This is a genomic window from Streptomyces sp. NPDC107562, assembly GCF_055657325.1.
The window spans coordinates 602,109-618,872 of sequence record NZ_JBVKBE010000003.1; the positions used below are offsets into that span (position 1 = coordinate 602,109).

A 16,764-nucleotide genomic window follows, 5' to 3' on the forward strand; every position below is an offset into this window, starting at 1 on the left:
TCACCGCGAGGTGACCCGCCCTCAGTTCGTGCAGCGCACTGTCCGTCCCGAGGAAGGACACGGTCATGCCGCACAGTCAGCCCTCGTTCGCCGGCCGGCCCGTCGTCAGCCGCCGCCGGCTTCTGGAGTCGGGCGCCGCCGTGTTCGGCGCGCTCGCCCTGTCCTCGCCCCCCGCCACCGCGTACGGCGCCCCGCGCGACGCGGCACAGGCCGGGCCGCCCGAGTGGAACGGCCACATCGACCTGTTCCGGCTGGGGACCGAGCCCCCGCACACCACCCTCACGCCCTACGCGGACGTGGCGCAGGCCCTTGCCGCCGACCGCGGCCGCTCGCCCTACCGGCTGAGCCTCGACGGCACCTGGAGATTCGCCTACGCCGACCGCCCCGACGACCGGGACCCCGACTTCCACCGCACCGACGTCGACGACTCCACCTGGGACACCGTCCCGGTCCCCTCCTGCTGGCAACTGCACGGCTACGACGCCCCGATCTACATCAACATCACCTACCCCTGGTGGGGCCCCAACGGCCGGGGCGAGGACGCGCAGCCCCCGGCCGCCCCCACCCGCCACAACCCCGTCGGCCAGTACCGGCGTACCTTCACCGTGCCCCGCTCCTGGTCGGGGCGGCGGACCTTCCTGCACTTCGAGGGCGTCAAGTCGGCGCACTACGTGTGGATCAACGGGGAGCTGGTGGGCTACCACGAGGACTCCTACACGCCCGCCGAGTACGACGTCACCGAGCACCTGAGGCCCGGCACCAACCAGATCGCGGTGGAGGTCTACCGCTACTCCGACGGGGACTGGCTGGAGGACCAGGACATGATCCGGCTGAGCGGCATCTTCCGCTCGGTCCACCTGTACTCCACCCCGTCGGTGCACGTGCGCGACTTCCGTCTCGACACCCCGCTCGCCGACGACTTCGGCACCGCCGAACTGGCGGTCACCGCGCACGTGCGTGACTACGGCGGCGGCGGTGGGCGCCACACCGTGGAGACCCAGCTGTACGACGCCGGCGGGCACCCGGTCTGGCCCCGGCCGCTCCGGCAGGAGACCGACGTACCGGCCGGCGAGGAGACGACCGTGCGCGCCGCGCGTGCCGTCCCCGCGCCCCGGCTGTGGTCGGCCGAGGACCCGTACCTCTACACGGCCGTCCTGCGCCTGCGCGACCCGGCGGGCAAGGTCGTCGAGACGCTGTCGCACCGGGTGGGCCTGCGTGAGTTCGCGCTCAAGGACGGCCTGATGCGTATCAACGGCAAGCCGGTGTCCCTGCGCGGCACCAACCGGCACGAGATGCACCCCGACCGCGGCATGGCGCTCACCCGCGCCGACCTCGCCCGGGACATCGAGGTGATCAAGCGGCTGAACATCAACACGGTCCGCACCTCGCACTACCCCAACAACCCGCTGTGGCTGGAACTCGCCGACGAGTACGGCCTGTACCTCGTGGACGAGACCAACTTGGAGACCCACGGCATACGCGACGAGTACCCGGGCGACCACCCGGAGTGGACGCGGGCCTGCCTGGCCCGCGCGCAGAACATGGTCCACCGCGACAAGAACCACGCCTGCGTGGTCATCTGGTCGCTCGGCAACGAGGCCGGCGGCGGCAGCACCTTCACCGCCATGCACGAGTGGATACGCTCCTACGACCCCACCCGTGTCATCCAGTACGAGGGCGACGACCGACCCGGCATCAGCGACATCCGCTCCCGGATGTACGAGAGCCCCCAGCGCGTCGAGGCCCGCGCCGAGGACGCGGACGACACCCGGCCGTACGTGATGATCGAGTACTCGCACGGGATGGGGAACTCCAACGGCAACTTCAAGAAGTACTGGGACGTCGTGCGCCGCCACGACGTCCTCCAGGGCGGCTGGATCTGGGACTTCGCCGACCAGGCGCTGACCTGGCCCACGCCGGCCCGCACGCTGTTCACCGAGTCCGGGCCCGCCGCGCTGAGCGGCGAGCTCCTCGCCTCCGCCGGCACCTTCGACCGCGACAAGGGCCTCACCGGTGCCACCGTCTTCGCCCGCGACGACCGCCTCGACCTGACCGGATCGCTGACGCTGGAGGCCTGGATCACCCCGGGGGTGACGGGCGGTCACCAGCCCGTCCTCGCCAAGGGCGACACCCAGTACGCGCTGAAACAGACCGGGGAGAGCCTGGAGTTCTTCCTCCACTCCGACGGACAGTGGATCACCGCGAGCTGGACCCTGCCGGGCGGCTGGAGCGGCCGCGAGCACCACGTCGCCGGAGTCTTCGACGCGGACGCGGGCACCCTCACCCTCCACGTCGACGGCGCCGTACGGGCGACCCGCACCACCGACCGGCGCCCCGGCAGCAACACCGCCCCGCTCGCGCTCGCCACCGACGTCGACCACCCGACCCGTGAGTTCAGCGGCACCGTGCGCCGCGCCCGCGTCTACGCCCGTGCCCTGAGCGCCGCCGAACTCGCCTCCGACGGCCGCGGCCCCGGCGACGACGGCGTGCGCTTCTGGTTCGACGCCGCCACCGTGCGCCGCACCGAACGGCGGCCCGCGCAGCGGACGTTCCTCGCCTACGGCGGGGACTGGGGGGACAACCCCAACGACGGGGCGTTCTCCGGTGACGGCATCGTCAGGGCCGACCGCGGCAGCACCGGCAAGGCCGTCGAGGTCAAGCAGATCTACCAGGCGATCGACGTCTCCGCCGCCCCCGGTGGTCCCGGCGCGGTCACCCTCACCAACGAGTACCTGTTCACCGGCCTGCGCGCGTTCGACGGCCACTGGACGCTCGTCGCCGACGGCACACCGCTCCAGCGCGGCCGGCTGAGCCGCGACCAGCTGGACGTCCCCCCGCTGAGCAGCAAGGACATCACCCTTCCGGTGCGGCTGCCGGGCGACCCGGCGCCCGGCACGGAGTACTTCCTCCAGCTGTCCTTCACCACCAAGGAGCCCACCAGGTGGGCCGAGGCCGGATTCGAGGTCGCCAAGCGGCAGCTTCCGCTCGACGTGCGCGTCCCCGCGGTCACCCCCGCGCCGCTGGACAGCGTTCCGGCGCTCACGTACGACGACGGCGCGCACGCGATCACCGTGACGGGCGAGGGGTTCTCCGTCACCGTCGACAAGGGCAGCGGCGTCATCACGTCGTACGAGGCGGCGGGCACCCGCCTGATCACCTCGGGGCCCGCGCCGAACTTCTGGCGGGCGCCCACGGACAACGACCGGGGCAACGGCCAGCACACCCGCAACCAGACCTGGCGGGACGCCGGCGCCCGGCGCGAGGTGACCGGCGTGCGCGTGCGCGCCCTGCGGGACCGGGCCGTGCGGATCGAGGTCACGGGCACCCTGCCCACGACGACCGAGTCGGCGTACACGACCACCTACACGGTGTTCGGCAACGGCGAGATCAAGGTCGACCACACCCTGCACCCGGGCGCGGCGCATCTGCCGTACCTGCCGGAGGTCGGCAGCCTGCTGGTGCTGCCACGGCGCCTGGACCGGCTGCGCTACTACGGCCGCGGCCCCGACGAGAACCACTGGGACCGCAACAACGGCACCGACGTCGGTGTGTACGACGGCACCGTCGCCGGCCAGTGGACGCCGTACCTGCGCCCGCAGGAGAACGGCAACCGGACCGACGTGCGCTGGGCGGCGCTGACGGGGCGGGACGGGGCGGGTCTGCTGGTCAGCGGGGAGCCGCTGCTGGAGGTCAACGCCTCGCACTTCACCCCGGAGGACCTGTCGTGCGGCAGACGACACGACTACCAGCTCACTCCCCGTGACGCGGTCGTGCTGCGGGTGAACCACCGGCAGATGGGCGTCGGCGGCGACGACAGCTGGGGCGCCCACACCCACGCCGAGTACAAGCTGCTCGCCGACCGCGACTACGCCTGGACCTACCGGCTGCGCCCGCTGCGCGACGTACGGGACGCGATGGCGCGGGCCCGCCGGCCGACGGACACCGCGTAGCGCGGCGCGGCGCCCGGCCAGGACGCCGTCCGCGTGTCGGGCGCCGCAGGTGGGAAACCCGTACGAGCACAGGGGCGAGAGGACGACGCCCTCGTGGCGGAAGGGGAGCACATGCGTTTCCGTGACCGTGCGCACGCCGGCCGGGAACTGGCCGGGCATCTGCGCATCCTCCAGGAGAAGGGGACACTCCCGGACCCCGTGGTCCTCGCCCTGCCCCGCGGCGGTGTCACCGTGGCCCGGGAGGTCGCGCCCGCGCTCGGCGCGCCGCTCGACGTCCTGGTGGTCCGCAAGATCGGGGCGCCGTTCCACGAGGAGTTCGGCGTCGGGGCCCTCGCGGGCGACGAGCCGCCGTTCTTCGACCCCCGGGCCCTGGAGCAGATGGGCCTGAGCGAGGCCGAGCTGGCGCCGATCGTGGCCCGGGAGCGGACCGAGCTGCACCGCAGGGAGGAGCGGTACCGAAAGGACCGGCCGCCCGCCGAGCTGCGCGGACGTACCGCCATCCTCGTCGACGACGGACTGGCCACCGGCTCCACCGCGCGGGCCGCGGTGCGCGCGGTCCGCCACCGGGACCCCGAGCGGATCGTGGTCGCCGCGCCGGTCTGCTCGCACGAGGCCGCCGAGCTGCTGCGCGACGAGGCGGACGACGTGGTGTGCCTGCTGCGGCCGAGCCCCTTCCACGCGGTGGGCCTGTGGTACGAGGACTTCGAACAGCTGACGGACGAGGACGTGCTGGAGGCGCTGCACGGCAGCTGACCCGGCGGGCCCAGGAGGTCTTCATGAGCAGGCGGATACGTGACGTGATGTCTCCGGGCAGCGCGTCGATCGAACCCATGGCGACGGTGGCCGTGGCGGCACAGGTCATGCGGGACCAGGACATCGGCGACGTCCTCGTGGCGTACGGCCGGGACCTGTTCGGCGTGCTCACCGACCGGGACATCGCGGTACGGGCGGTCGCCGAGGCCCGCGACCCGCGCACCACCCCGGTCGGTTCGCTGTGCACGCGCCCGCCCGTGGTCACGGTGGCGCCGGACGACACGGTCGAGCGGGCCCTCACGCTGATGCGCCAGTACGCCGTCCGCAGGCTGCCCGTCGTCGACCACGGCGGCCGTCCGGTCGGCATGGTCAGCCTCGGCGACCTCGCCACCACCGAGGACCCCCGCTCCGCACTGGCCGACATCAGCCGGGCCGCCCCCAACCACTGAGCCACCGCACCACGGAAGGCGGGCCGTCATGCCCCCTGAAGAGCCCCTGCCCGGGGAGCGGCCGGGCGCACGGCACGCTCGCCGCACCGGCACCGAACCCCGCACCGCCCGCAGCCCGCTGCGCCTGCGCATGCTGCTCAACGCCGTGTTCCTGCCCGTGTTCGTGGTGGCGACGGTGCTGTTCGCCCTCTGGGCCGCGAACGCCTCGCCGTCCGGCGTACCCGGTCCTGCGGCGCTGACCGGCCTCGCCGTCGCCTGCGGTGTGCTCGCCCTCGTCGCCGCCGTGGACGCGGTCGTCGTACGGCGCCGGATGCGGCAGGAACGCGACGGGCACCCGACCTGAGACCGGCGTCGCGACGGACCGCGCCGGATCACGACCGAAAGGGACCTGACGCATGGACGAGCGGGACGAGCAGGACGAGCAGGACGAGCGCTTCGACGTCGTCGTTCTCGGAGCGGGCCCCGGCGGCTACGTCGCCGCCGTCCGCGCCGCCCAGCTGGGCAGAAGCGTCGCCGTGGTCGAGGAGAAGTACTGGGGCGGCGTCTGCCTGAACGTCGGCTGCATCCCCACCAAGGCCCTCCTGCGCAACGCCGAGCTCGCGCACATCGTGACCCGTGAGGCCGGGACCTTCGGCATCAAGGTCGACGGCGAGGTCTCCTTCGACTACGGCGAGGCCTTCCGCCGCAGCCGCCGGGTCGCGGACGGCCGGGTCAAGGGCGTCCACTACCTGATGAAGAAGAACAGGATCACGGAGTTCGACGGCCGCGGCATCTTCCTCGACCCCCACACCCTCCAGGTCACCGACTACGAGGGCACCACCCGCACCATCGGCTTCGAGAACTGCGTCATCGCCACCGGCGCCACGCCCAAGCTGCTCCCCGGCACCCGCCGCACCGCGCGCGTGGTGACGTACGAGGAGCAGATCCTCGCCGAGGACCTGCCGCGGTCGATCGTGGTCGCGGGTGCCGGGGCGATCGGCGTCGAGTTCGCCTACGTGCTGCACAACTACGGCGTGAAGGTCACCGTCGTCGAGTTCCTGGACCGCATCGCCCCCCTGGAGGACGCCGAGGTCTCGGCCGAACTGGCCCGCCAGTACCGCAAGCTGGGCATCGACGTGCTGACCTCGACCCGCGTCGACGCCATCGACGAGTCCGGGCCGCAGGTCCGCGTCACGGTCACCGCCAAGGACGGCTCCCAGCAGGTGCTGGAGGCCGACAAGGTGCTCCAGGCCATCGGCTTCGCGCCCAACGTCACCGGCTACGGCCTGGAGAACACCGGCGTCCGCGTCGGCGAGCGCGGCGCGATCGAGATCGACGGCCGCTGCCGCACCTCCGTGCCGCACCTCTACGCCATCGGCGACGTCACCGCCAAGCTCATGCTCGCGCACGCCGCCGAGGCCATGGGCATCGTCGCCGCCGAGACGCTCGCGGACGCCGAGACCATGGAACTCGACTACGCGATGATCCCGCGCGCCACCTACTGCCGGCCGCAGGTCGCCAGCTTCGGCCACACCGAGGAGCAGGCCCGGGAGCTCGGGCACGACATCAAGGTGGTCAAGTTCCCGTTCACCGCCAACGCCAAGGCGCACGGCCTCGGCGACGCCTCCGGCTTCGTCAAGCTGATCAGCGACACCCGGTACGGCGAGCTGATCGGCGGCCACCTCATCGGCCCGGACGTCACCGAGCTGCTGCCCGAGCTGACCCTGGCCCGGCAGTGGGACCTGACCGTCCACGAGCTCGCGCGCAACGTACACGCGCACCCGACGCTCGGCGAGGCGGTCAAGGAGGCGCTGCACGGGCTCGCCGGCCACATGATCAACATGTGAGCGCTGTGCCCGTTCCCGCAGGTGGCGGCCCCTTTCCGCCGGAACGCCGACGTTCCGGGTGTCACCCGACCGGCGTAGTCGAGATGGCGGCACCCGGGCGGCGCCCGGACGCTGGAAGTCACCCGTACGGGGACACCTGCACGGGACATCGACACGGGGACACCGACACGGGGACGGAAGGGACGGCCGCCATGGCTCAGCACGCTGCACATCCGACGGGAAGCCCGCACACCGCGCCGACGGAGCGCCGCGAGGGATGGGTGACCGGGAGCGTCACGTTCGCCGGTGTGCTGATGTTGTGCGCCGGTGTGCTGGCGGTGCTCCAGGGCATCGCGGCGATCGCCGAGGACAACGTCTACGCCCGCGTCGGCACCTACGTCTACGAGATCAACCTCACCGGATGGGGCTGGATCCACCTGGTCCTCGGCGTCCTGGTGGCGGTCACCGGCTGGGGCCTGCTGGTCGGCCAGTCCTGGGCGCGCTACACCGGTATCGCCCTGGCCGCGATCAGCCTGATCCTGCAGTTCATCTTCCTGCCGTACCAGCCCGTCTGGTCGGTCGTGATGATGGCGATCGACGTCTTCATCATCTGGGCGCTGTCCACCTGGCGGGAGGACCCGGCCGCCACCCGCTGACGTCCGCGCGGCGCGCGGGGCGGTTCCCCTCGGGGGCCGCCCCGCTCGGCTACCCGGTGGTGTCGCTGACGCCCAGCCGCAGATGCTCCACGTGGTACACGGCCTGGTCGAGGAGCTCCGCGACATGGTCGTCGTGCAACGCGTAGACCACCGACCGGCCGCGGCGCTCGCCGACCACCAGCCCGAGATTGCGCAGCAGTCGCAGCTGGTGCGAGCAGGCCGACTGCTCCATGCCCACCTCGGCGGCCAGCTCCGTGGCGGGCAGGGGGCCCTCGCGCAGCCGCGCGAGGATCAGCAGCCTGGACGGCGTGGACAGGGCCTGGAGGGTGGTGGCCACCTTGGCGACGTTTCCCTCGTCCAGGCGGAGACGCTCGGTGGCTGAGGTGGCGGCGGCTCCATGACCCATGAGCGGCATCCTACCCGTCACATATGAACGCATGAACGAGTCTTCATGTGTTCCTGTATGGTGTGCGGCGTGTCAGCGACTCTCGCGCCGCAAGCGGCGTCCTCCGCCCCCTCCCCGACGGCACCCCGCCGCCGCACCCGCCTCCTCGCCCTGCCCGAGGCCCGCTGGGCGTCGGCCGCACTGGTGGCCTTCCTGCTGGGCCTCGCCCTGGACCTGGGAGCCGCCCCCGCCTGGGCGTACGGCCCGCCCTACGCCGTCGCCTACCTCGCCGGGGGCTGGGAGCCCGCGCTGGAGGGCCTGCGCGCGCTGCGCCGCAAGAGCCTCGACGTCGACCTGCTGATGATCGTCGCGGCACTGGGCGCGGCGGCGATCGGGCAGGTCCGCGACGGGGCCCTGCTGATCGTCATCTTCGCCACGTCCGGCGCGCTGGAGGCGCTGGCCACCGCCCGCACGGCCGACTCCGTGCGCGGGCTGCTCGACCTCGCCCCCGCCACCGCGACCCGGCTCACCGCGGACGGGCGCGAGGAGACCGTGCCGGCCTCGCGGCTCGCTGTGGGCGACGTGCTGCTGATCCGGCCGGGGGAGCGGATCGGCGCCGACGGCCAGGTGCTGGACGGCACCGGCGAGGCCGACCAGGCGACCATCACCGGCGAGCCCCTGCCGGTCCTCAAGCGCCCCGGCGACGAGGTCTTCGCGGGCACCCTCAACGGCACCGGCGCGTTGCGCGTCCGCGTGGAGCGCGACCCGGCCGACTCGGTGATCGCCCGGATCGTGACGCTGGTGGAGGAGGCGTCCCGCACCAAGGCGCCCACACAGCTGTTCATCGAGAAGGTCGAACAGCGCTACGCGGTGGGCGTGGTGGCCGCGACGCTCGCCGTGTTCGCCGTGCCGCTCGCCTTCGGCGCCGGCCTCACGGACGCGTTGCTACGGGCCATGACCTTCATGATCGTCGCCTCGCCGTGCGCGGTCGTCCTCGCCACCATGCCGCCGCTGCTGTCGGCGATCGCCAACGCCGGGCGGCACGGAGTGCTGGTCAAGTCGGCGGTGGCGATGGAGCGGCTCGGGGAGATCGACACCACGGCACTCGACAAGACGGGCACCCTGACCGAGGGCGCGCCCGAGGTGACGGACGTACGGCCGCTGCCGGGCTCCGGGCTCGACGCGGACGGGCTGCTCGCGCTGGCCGCGGCGGCCGAGCATCCCAGCGAGCATCCGCTGGCGCGGGCGATCGTCGCCGCGGCGCGGGGAAGGGGGCTGTCGCCGGCCACCGCCGACGCCTTCACCGCCCAGCCGGGCCGGGGCGTCACCGCCACCGTCGACGGGCACGAGGTGCGCGTCGGCCGCGCACGGGAGGACGCGGGCCACGATGACGGCCGCACCGTCGTCCAGGTGGACCGCGACGGCACCCCGGTGGGCACCCTCGCCCTCACCGACCGCCTGCGGGCCGGCGCCCCCGCGACCACCGCCGCCCTCACCGCGCTGACCGGCACCCCGCCCGTCCTGCTCACCGGCGACAACGCGCACACCGCCGCCCGCGTCGCCGAGGCCACCGGCCTCACCGACGTCCGCGCGGACCTCTTTCCCGAGGACAAGGTGAAGGCCGTACGGGAGCTTCAGGACGCCGGCCGCAAGGTGCTGTTCGTGGGCGACGGCGTCAACGACGCCCCCGCGCTCGCCGCCGCGCACTCCGGCGTGGCGATGGGGCGCGCCGGCGCCGACCTCGCGCTGGAGACGGCGGACGCGGTCGTCGTGCGCGACGAGCTCGCCACCGTCCCGGCGGTCGTGCGGCTCTCCCGGTCGGCCCGCCGGCTCGTCGTGCAGAACCTGGTCGTCGCGGGTGCGTTCATCACCGTCCTGGTCGTCTGGGACCTGGCCGGGCATCTGCCGCTGCCGCTCGGTGTCGCCGGGCACGAGGGGTCCACCGTGCTGGTCGGCCTGAACGGGCTGCGCCTGCTGCGCGAGTCCGCATGGCGATCCGGGCAGGTCCAGGACAGCGAAGGTTGATGTCGGATTCTCGCCAGCCCCGGGCCGCCCGGTGGACGATGCTGGAGGCATGCAGAAGGGGATGCACATCGACACCGAGCGCTGTCTGCGGGCCGTCCGGTCCAAGGACGCGCGCTTCGACGGCTGGTTCTTCACCGCCGTCCTGACCACCGGCATCTACTGCCGACCGAGCTGCCCGGTGGTGCCGCCCAAGCCGGAGAACATGGTGTTCCACCCGAGCGCGGCGGCCTGCCAGCAGGCCGGGTTCCGGGCGTGCAAGCGCTGCCGCCCGGACACCAGCCCCGGCTCACCGGAGTGGAACCGCCGCGCCGACCTGGTCGCCCGCGCCATGCGGCTGATCGCCGACGGCGTGGTGGACCGCGAAGGCGTTTCCGGTCTGGCCGCCCGGCTCGGCTACAGCGCCCGGCAGATCGAACGCGAGCTGCTCGCCGAACTCGGCGCCGGTCCGCTCGCCCTCGCCCGCGCCCAGCGCGCCCAGACCGCACGGCTGCTCGTCGAGACGACCGCGCTGCCCATGGCCCAGATCGCCTTCGCGGCCGGATTCGCCTCCGTGCGCACCTTCAACGACACCGTCCGCGAGGTCTACGCCCTCACCCCCAGCGGCCTGCGCGCGCGGGTACCCGAGGGACGCAAGGGAGCCACGCCGGGCGCCCTGTCCCTGCGGCTCCCGTTCCGCGCCCCCCTCAACCCCGACAACCTCTTCGGCCACCTCGCCGCCACCGCCGTACCCGGCGTGGAGGAGTGGCGGGACGGCGCCTACCGGCGCACGCTCCGCCTCCCCTACGGGCACGGCGTCGTCGCGCTCACCCCGCACGCCGACCACATCGCCTGCCGTCTCACCCTCGGCGACCTGCGCGACCTGCCCGTCGCCATCAGCCGCTGCCGCCGGATGCTCGACCTGGACGCGGACCCGGTCGCGGTCGACGACCAGTTGCGAACCGATCCGGTGCTGGCGCCGCTGGTGGACAAGGCGCCCGGCCGGCGGGTGCCGCGCACGGTCGACGAGGCCGAGTTCGCCGTACGGGCGGTGCTCGGACAGCAGGTGTCCACGGCCGCCGCCCGCACCCACGCCGCCCGGCTGGTCACCGCGCACGGCGAGCCGGTCGAGGACGCGGAAGGCGGGCTCACCCGTCTCTTCCCGTCGCCCGAGGCGCTGGCGGCCGTCGAACCCGAGTCACTCGCCATGCCGCGCACCCGCCGCACGACCCTCACCACGCTCGTCGGCCAACTCGCCGACGGCTCACTGCGTCTGGGCGTGGAGAGCGACTGGCCGCAGGCCCGCGCCCGGCTGCTGGCCCTGCCGGGCTTCGGCCCCTGGACGGCTGACGTCATCGCGATGCGCGCCCTCGGTGATCCCGACGCCTTCCTCCCCACCGACCTCGGCATCCGCCGCGCGGCACGGGAGCTGGGCCTGCCGTCCACCCCGGCCGCGCTCACGGCGCGCGCGAGCGCCTGGCGCCCCTGGCGGGCGTACGCGGTCCAGTACCTGTGGGCGACCGACAGCCACCTGATCAACTTACCTGCGCGAGAACCCGTACGAGGACGCCCGATGCGACAGCACACAGTCATCGACAGCCCCTACGGCCCGCTCACCCTCGTCGCCGACGACGGCGTCCTGAGCGGCCTCTACATGACCGGCCAGCGCCACCGCCCGGGGGAGGAGACCTTCGGCGGGCGCGACGAGACGCCCTTCGGCGAGACCGTCGAGCAGCTCATGGCCTACTTCGACGGCGAGTTGGAGCACTTCACCGTGGCGCTGCGCCTCAACGGCACGCCGTTCCAGCGCTCCGTCTGGGACCAACTGCGCCGCATCCCCTACGGCCAGACCCGCTCGTACGGCGAACTGGCCGGGGCCCTGGGAAGTCCCCAGGCCTCCCGCGCGGTCGGTCTCGCCAACGGCAGGAACCCCATCGGCATCATCGTCCCCTGCCACCGGGTGATCGGCGCCGCCGGCGGCCTCACCGGCTACGGCGGCGGACTGGAACGCAAGCAGCGCCTGCTGGACTTCGAACGCGGCGCGGCGCTGTTCTAGGGCCTGTCAGTGCCTGTCAGTGCCTGTCAGAAATCTGGCCCTGGCCGGCGAGGTCCCGCAGGAGGCGCGGGAGCGCGGTGCCGATCGGCTCCCGCACGACCTCGTCGGCCCGTTCGTCGTACGGTGTCGGCTCGGCGTTGACGATGACGAGCCGTGCCCCGTGGTCGGCGGCGACGCCCGCGAGCCCGGCGGCTGGCTGCACCTGGAGGCTGCTGCCGACCGCGAGGAACACCTGACAGGCCTTGGTGATCGCGACGGCCTCGCCGAGGACGACCGGGTCGAGCCGCTCGCCGAACATGACCGTCGCCGACTTGAGGATCCCCCCGCACTCCCGGCACGGCGGATCGTCCTCACCGGCCTCGACCCGGGCGAGCGCGTCCGCCATGGAGCCCCGCGCGTGGCACCCGGTGCACACCACGCCGCGTGCGCTGCCGTGCAGTTCGAGCACCTTGCGGGCGGGCATCCCGGCGAGCTGGTGCAGCCCGTCCACGTTCTGCGTGATCACCCGCACCGGGATCCCGGACTTCTCCAGCTCGGCGACGGCCACGTGCGCGGCGTTGGGTTCGGACTTCAGCGCCTCGACCCGCCGCCGCATCTGCCAGGAGCGCCGGCGGATCTCCGGATCGCCCATGTAGTACTCGTAGGTCACCAGCTTCTCGGCCTCGGGATCCCGGCGCCACAGCCCGTTCGGGCCGCGGTAGTCGGGGATGCCGGAGTCGGTGGAGATGCCGGCGCCGCTGAGGAGGGCGACGAGGGGCCTGTTCATGCGGTCGAGGGTAGGGCGGGGCGAACGGGACGGCGAACGGATATACGAGTCGCCGGGGACCGGCCGCTGCTAGGGTCCGCCCATGGCCAAGGTCAATGTCTCGCTCGACGCCGAACTCGTCGTCGAGGCCATGGTGCTCGCGGGGGTCGGCAGCCCGCAGGACGCGGTGGAACTCGTCCTGCGCGACTACATCGAGCGCGGCCACCGCACGGAGGCGAGGACCGCCGAGCGGGACGAGGCGCTCCGCGAGGTGGACGCCGAGCCGCGTGACGTGCAGGGCTGAACCGGCGGCGCCCGCGGCCCGCGTCCCGCGACGGATCAGCCGGCGGCGTGGCCGTTCTCCAGCTCGACCGTGTCCGAGCCGTTCTCCAGGGCGTCCAGGGCGGCGAGGACCCGGCGGCCCGTGGCGCCGGGCAGGCGCTCGGGGAGCTCGTCGGGGGCGACGAACCGCCACGACAGGAGCTCCTCCTCCTGCAGCCGGATCGCCTTGATGTCCTCCTCGCCGAGGACGCCGCCGTCGTAGAGATACGCCACCAGCGGCGGCCGGGCGGTGCCGTGCACCCAGTCGACGGCGAGCAGGCGCCCGAGCTCGCGGTCCAGGCCGATCTCCTCCGCGGTCTCCCGGCGCGCACCCTGCCGGGGGGTCTCGCCGTCGTCGGACTCGATCGTGCCGCCCGGCAGCGCCCAGCCCTCTCGGTAGTTGGGCTCGACGAGCAGCACCCGGCCCTCGGCGTCCCGGAAGAGCGCGGCGGCACCGGCGAGGACGCGCGGCAGGCTCGCGATGTACGTGGCGAAGTCAGGAGTGGTCACCCTGGCAAGGGTAACCAGCGCCCAGGGCGCCCTTCCCCGGCGCACAAGGCCCCCGCCCCCCGCCGTCCCACCCCCGCGCCCCCCGGCACCCGGCGGCTCCGCCCGATCCCCCGGCCCAGGCCCTCCACCCGCGCCGGCGCCTTGCCCCGAGCCCCGACACTCATAAGCTCCGGGCCCTAGCCCTGGGCCTCAGCCCCGCGCCCGGGCTCCCCGACACCTAGCCCCAGCCCCGAGCCTGAGCCCCGACACCCAGCCCCTCGTTCCGGCCTCCAGCCCTCCGCCCCCCGGGCCCTGGCCCTCCGCCCGAGCCCCGACCCCCAGCCCTTCGTTCCGGCCCCCAGCCCTCCGCCCCCGGGCTCTAGCCCTCCGCCCGAGCCCTGACACCCCGTCCCGAGTCCCGACACCCCGTCCCGAGTCCCGGCATCCCGCCGCCCCGAGCCCTGACCCCCGGGCCTTGGTCCGCCCCCCAGCCCCGAGCCGTGACCCCCGGGCCCTGGCCCGCTCCCCGGCATCCAGCCTTCCGCCCGAGCCCGAGCCCCAGCCCTGCGCCCGCGCCCCCGGCGCCTCGCCCCGAGCCCTCGGTCCGAGCCCCAGCCCTTCGCCCGCGCCCCCGGAGCCTCGCCCCTAGCCCCGGCCCTGCGCCCGCGCCCCCGGCGCCTCGCCCCGAGCCCTCGGCCCTAGCCCCGGCCCTGCGCCCGCCCCCGCCCAGCACCCACCCCCTGGGCCCCGGTGCCTAGCCGGACGTCCGGGCCAGGTGCAGGGTGCGCTGTGCCAGTTCGGTGATGCGGATTCCGTCGAAGCCGAAGACCGCGCTGCGTACGGTGTCCTCCAGGGGTTCCTTCCACTGGTCCGGGATCGCGTCCGCGCCGGTCAGGACGCCGGCCACCGAGCCCGCCGTGGCGCCGTTGGAGTCGGTGTCCAGGCCGCCCCGCACGGTCAGGGCGATGGTCCGGGTGAAGTCGCCGTCGCCGTACAGCAGCCCGGCGGTGAGCACCGCGGCGTTCGGGACCGTGTGGATCCAGCCGAGCCCCGCCGTCTCCTCGCCCACCGTGGTGAGCGTGTCCTCCCACGTCATCCGGGTCTCGTGCAGCGACATCACCCGCCGGACCGTGCGTGCCAGCCGGCTGCTCGCCGGGACCACGCCGAGCGCCTCGTCCAGCGCCTGCCGCACGGTGGACACGGTGAACGCGGCCGAGACCAGCGCCGCCGCCCACATGGCGCCGTAGACACCGTTCCCGGTGTGCGAGAGCACCGCGTCCCGGCGGGCCAGCCCGGCCGCCCGCCGGGGCTCGCCGGGACAGGTCCAGCCGTAGATGTCGGCGCGGATCAGGGCGCCGATCCACTCCTGGTAGGGGTTCTCGTACGTCGCCGTGAGCGGCGGCTTCAGACCGCTCGCCAGGTTCCGGTACGCCGCCCGCTCGGCCGTGAAGGTCTGCAGGTACGGCAGCCGCAGCAGCCACAGGTCCCCGACCTGCTCGGTGCTGAACCCGAAGCCATGGGTCTCCAGCAGGTGCAGTCCGAGGATCGCGTAGTCGACGTCGTCGTCCCGGCAACTGCCGTGGATACGGCCCCGGACGCACTGACGCCACTCCGGGCGCAGTTCGGGCCCGGTCCCGCCGGGCGGCGGCTCGGGGATGTAGTCGGTCAGGGGCAGCGCGGAGGCCTGCCGCAGGTAGTCGTCGATACGGTGCCGCGTCCACAGGTCGCCCTGCTCGACCGGTTTGCCCAGCATGTTGCCGGCGATCCGGCCCAGCCAGCCCCCCAGGACGCGGTCGGCGAGCTCTGGCTCGGTGCCCTCAGGGGTCATAGCTCCGGTCTACCCACTTCCGGCCACCGCCACGGTGCCCGCACGGCCGGCCGCGCGGGCGTCCCGCGGACCGGGCCGGGCATGACGGCGGGGGCGTCCTGCGGTTAAGGTCGCAGCGGCGCGACTGGCCCTGACGTGCGCGGGGCCCGGAAAGCGAGGGGAAGACAAGGTGGCTGACGCTGTGGACGGTGCCCGTGGGGTGCTCATCGCCGCGGACAAGTTCAAGGGGTCGCTGACGGCCGTGCAGGTCGCCGAGCGGGTGACGGCCGGGCTGCGCCGCGTCGTGCCGGACCTCGCCGTGGAGGCGCTGCCGGTGGCCGACGGCGGCGACGGGACCGTGGACGCGGCGGTCGCGGCCGGCTTCGAGCGGCGTGAGGTGCGGGTCGCGGGACCCCTCGGGGACCAGGTGACGGCCGCCTTCGCGCTGCGCGGCGACACCGCGGTCGTCGAGATGGCCGAGGCGAGCGGGCTCCAGCGCCTGCCGGCCGGGGTCTTCGCACCCCTGACGGCCTCCACGTACGGCTCGGGCGAGCTGCTGAGGGCCGCCCTCGACGCCGGGGCACGCACGATCGTCTTCGGGGTCGGCGGCAGCGCGACCACCGACGGCGGCGCGGGCATGCTGTCCGCGCTCGGGGCGCGCTTCGCGAAGGCGGACGGGGAGCCGGTGACGCCGGGCGGCGGCGGGCTCGCCGAGCTGGCGTCGGCCGACCTGTCGGGTCTTGACGCGCGGCTCTCCTCGGTGGAACTGGTGCTGGCCAGCGACGTCGACAACCCGCTGACCGGCCCGAAGGGCGCGCCCGCGGTGTACGGGCCGCAGAAGGGGGCGTCCCCGGACGACGTGGCGACGCTGGACACGGCGCTCGGGCACTTCGCGAAGGTGCTGGAGCGGACCGTGGGTCCCACGGCCGGCGAGTACGCCGCGGCGCCCGGCGCCGGCGCGGCGGGCGGCATCGGGTACGGCGCCATGCTGCTCGGCGCCCGTTTCCGGCCCGGCATCGAGGTGATGCTCGACGTGCTGGGCTTCGCGCCCGCCCTGGAGCGTGCGCACCTGGTGATCACCGGTGAGGGGTCCCTGGACGAGCAGACCCTGCACGGCAAGGCCCCCGCGGGCGTCGCGGCGGCCGCGCGGGCGGCGGGCAAGGAGGTCGTCGCGGTGTGCGGGCGGCTCGCGCTCACGCCCGAGGCGCTGGAGCGGGCGGGCATCCGGCGGGCGTATCCGCTGACCGAGATCGAGCCGGACGTGGCGAAGTGCATCGCGGACGCCGGCCCGATCCTGGAGCGCACGGCGGAACGCGTCGCGCGGGACCACCTGGCCTGAGCGCCGCC

13 protein-coding genes and 2 pseudogenes are annotated in these 16,764 nt (G+C 74.0%); 11 read left to right on the forward strand and 4 right to left on the reverse strand.

The genetic code is table 11. From position 1 onward, the window contains the following. The first annotated feature begins 65 nt into the window (after nt 1–65). The 6 genes from ACZ7LV_RS12890 (at nt 66) to ACZ7LV_RS12915 (ending at nt 7,613) form a co-directional block, all read left to right on the forward strand. A complete protein-coding gene (locus tag ACZ7LV_RS12890) occupies nt 66–3,950 on the forward strand; it encodes a glycoside hydrolase family 2 TIM barrel-domain containing protein (protein ID WP_471938680.1) in 3,885 nt (1,294 codons plus the stop codon). Between the two features lie 111 nt (nt 3,951–4,061). Next, nucleotides 4,062–4,703 carry a phosphoribosyltransferase gene (locus ACZ7LV_RS12895; protein ID WP_401665644.1) on the forward strand — a complete coding sequence of 214 codons (642 nt, stop codon included), beginning with the start codon at nt 4,062–4,064 and terminating at the stop codon, nt 4,701–4,703. A 23-nt stretch (nt 4,704–4,726) separates the two neighbouring features. Next, entirely contained in the window at nt 4,727–5,152 is a 426-nt protein-coding gene (locus tag ACZ7LV_RS12900; protein WP_471938682.1) for a CBS domain-containing protein, read from the forward strand. A 28-nt stretch (nt 5,153–5,180) separates the two neighbouring features. Continuing rightward, complete coding sequence (locus ACZ7LV_RS12905; protein ID WP_471938684.1) at nt 5,181–5,495, forward strand: DUF6343 family protein; 315 nt, start codon at nt 5,181–5,183, stop codon at nt 5,493–5,495. 52 nt (nt 5,496–5,547) lie between these two features. Continuing rightward, entirely contained in the window at nt 5,548–6,978 is a 1,431-nt protein-coding gene (gene lpdA, locus ACZ7LV_RS12910) for a dihydrolipoyl dehydrogenase (protein WP_471938686.1), read from the forward strand. Nucleotides 6,979–7,169: 191 nt separating this feature from the next. Continuing rightward, entirely contained in the window at nt 7,170–7,613 is a 444-nt protein-coding gene (locus tag ACZ7LV_RS12915; RefSeq protein ID WP_471938689.1) for a DUF7144 family membrane protein, read from the forward strand. Nucleotides 7,614–7,662: 49 nt separating this feature from the next. Here ACZ7LV_RS12915 and ACZ7LV_RS12920 read toward each other — a convergent pair whose 3' ends face one another. Beyond that, nucleotides 7,663–8,019, reverse strand: a complete 357-nt coding sequence (locus tag ACZ7LV_RS12920; RefSeq protein WP_471938691.1) for an ArsR/SmtB family transcription factor — start codon at nt 8,017–8,019, stop codon at nt 7,663–7,665. Between the two features lie 57 nt (nt 8,020–8,076). On the opposite strand from ACZ7LV_RS12920, the gene ACZ7LV_RS12925 reads away from it, so the two are divergent. From ACZ7LV_RS12925 to ACZ7LV_RS12935, 3 genes and pseudogenes are all read left to right on the forward strand, one after another. Further along, the gene (locus ACZ7LV_RS12925; protein WP_471939205.1) at nt 8,077–10,023 is read left to right on the forward strand and encodes a heavy metal translocating P-type ATPase; all 1,947 of its coding nucleotides are present in this window, start codon (nt 8,077–8,079) and stop codon (nt 10,021–10,023) included. A gap of 61 nt (nt 10,024–10,084) precedes the next feature. Next, nucleotides 10,085–11,539: pseudogene (locus ACZ7LV_RS12930) on the forward strand (AlkA N-terminal domain-containing protein); the annotation flags it as partial. A 54-nt stretch (nt 11,540–11,593) separates the two neighbouring features. Continuing rightward, nucleotides 11,594–12,055, forward strand: a pseudogene (locus tag ACZ7LV_RS12935) (methylated-DNA--[protein]-cysteine S-methyltransferase); the annotation flags it as partial. Between the two features lie 16 nt (nt 12,056–12,071). Here ACZ7LV_RS12935 and ACZ7LV_RS12940 read toward each other — a convergent pair. Continuing rightward, nucleotides 12,072–12,821 carry an SIR2 family NAD-dependent protein deacylase gene (locus ACZ7LV_RS12940; protein ID WP_471938693.1) on the reverse strand — a complete coding sequence of 250 codons (750 nt, stop codon included), beginning with the start codon at nt 12,819–12,821 and terminating at the stop codon, nt 12,072–12,074. Nucleotides 12,822–12,903: 82 nt separating this feature from the next. Between ACZ7LV_RS12940 and ACZ7LV_RS12945 the strand changes: the two genes are divergently transcribed. Beyond that, nucleotides 12,904–13,104, forward strand: a complete 201-nt coding sequence (locus tag ACZ7LV_RS12945; protein WP_401665671.1) for a type II toxin-antitoxin system VapB family antitoxin — start codon at nt 12,904–12,906, stop codon at nt 13,102–13,104. 35 nt (nt 13,105–13,139) lie between these two features. On the opposite strand, the gene ACZ7LV_RS12950 is transcribed toward ACZ7LV_RS12945, so the two are convergent. Both ACZ7LV_RS12950 and ACZ7LV_RS12955 read right to left on the reverse strand, forming a co-directional pair. Beyond that, on the reverse strand, nt 13,140–13,631 hold the full coding sequence (locus ACZ7LV_RS12950) for an NUDIX domain-containing protein (RefSeq protein ID WP_471938695.1): 492 nt from the start codon (nt 13,629–13,631) through the stop codon (nt 13,140–13,142). Between the two features lie 733 nt (nt 13,632–14,364). Next, nucleotides 14,365–15,438, reverse strand: coding sequence for an ADP-ribosylglycohydrolase family protein (locus tag ACZ7LV_RS12955; protein ID WP_471938697.1), 1,074 nt, complete (start codon nt 15,436–15,438; stop codon nt 14,365–14,367). A gap of 181 nt (nt 15,439–15,619) precedes the next feature. Between ACZ7LV_RS12955 and ACZ7LV_RS12960 the strand changes: the two genes are divergently transcribed. Then, the gene (locus ACZ7LV_RS12960; RefSeq protein WP_471939207.1) at nt 15,620–16,756 is read left to right on the forward strand and encodes a glycerate kinase; all 1,137 of its coding nucleotides are present in this window, start codon (nt 15,620–15,622) and stop codon (nt 16,754–16,756) included. Nucleotides 16,757–16,764: the final 8 nt, after the last annotated feature.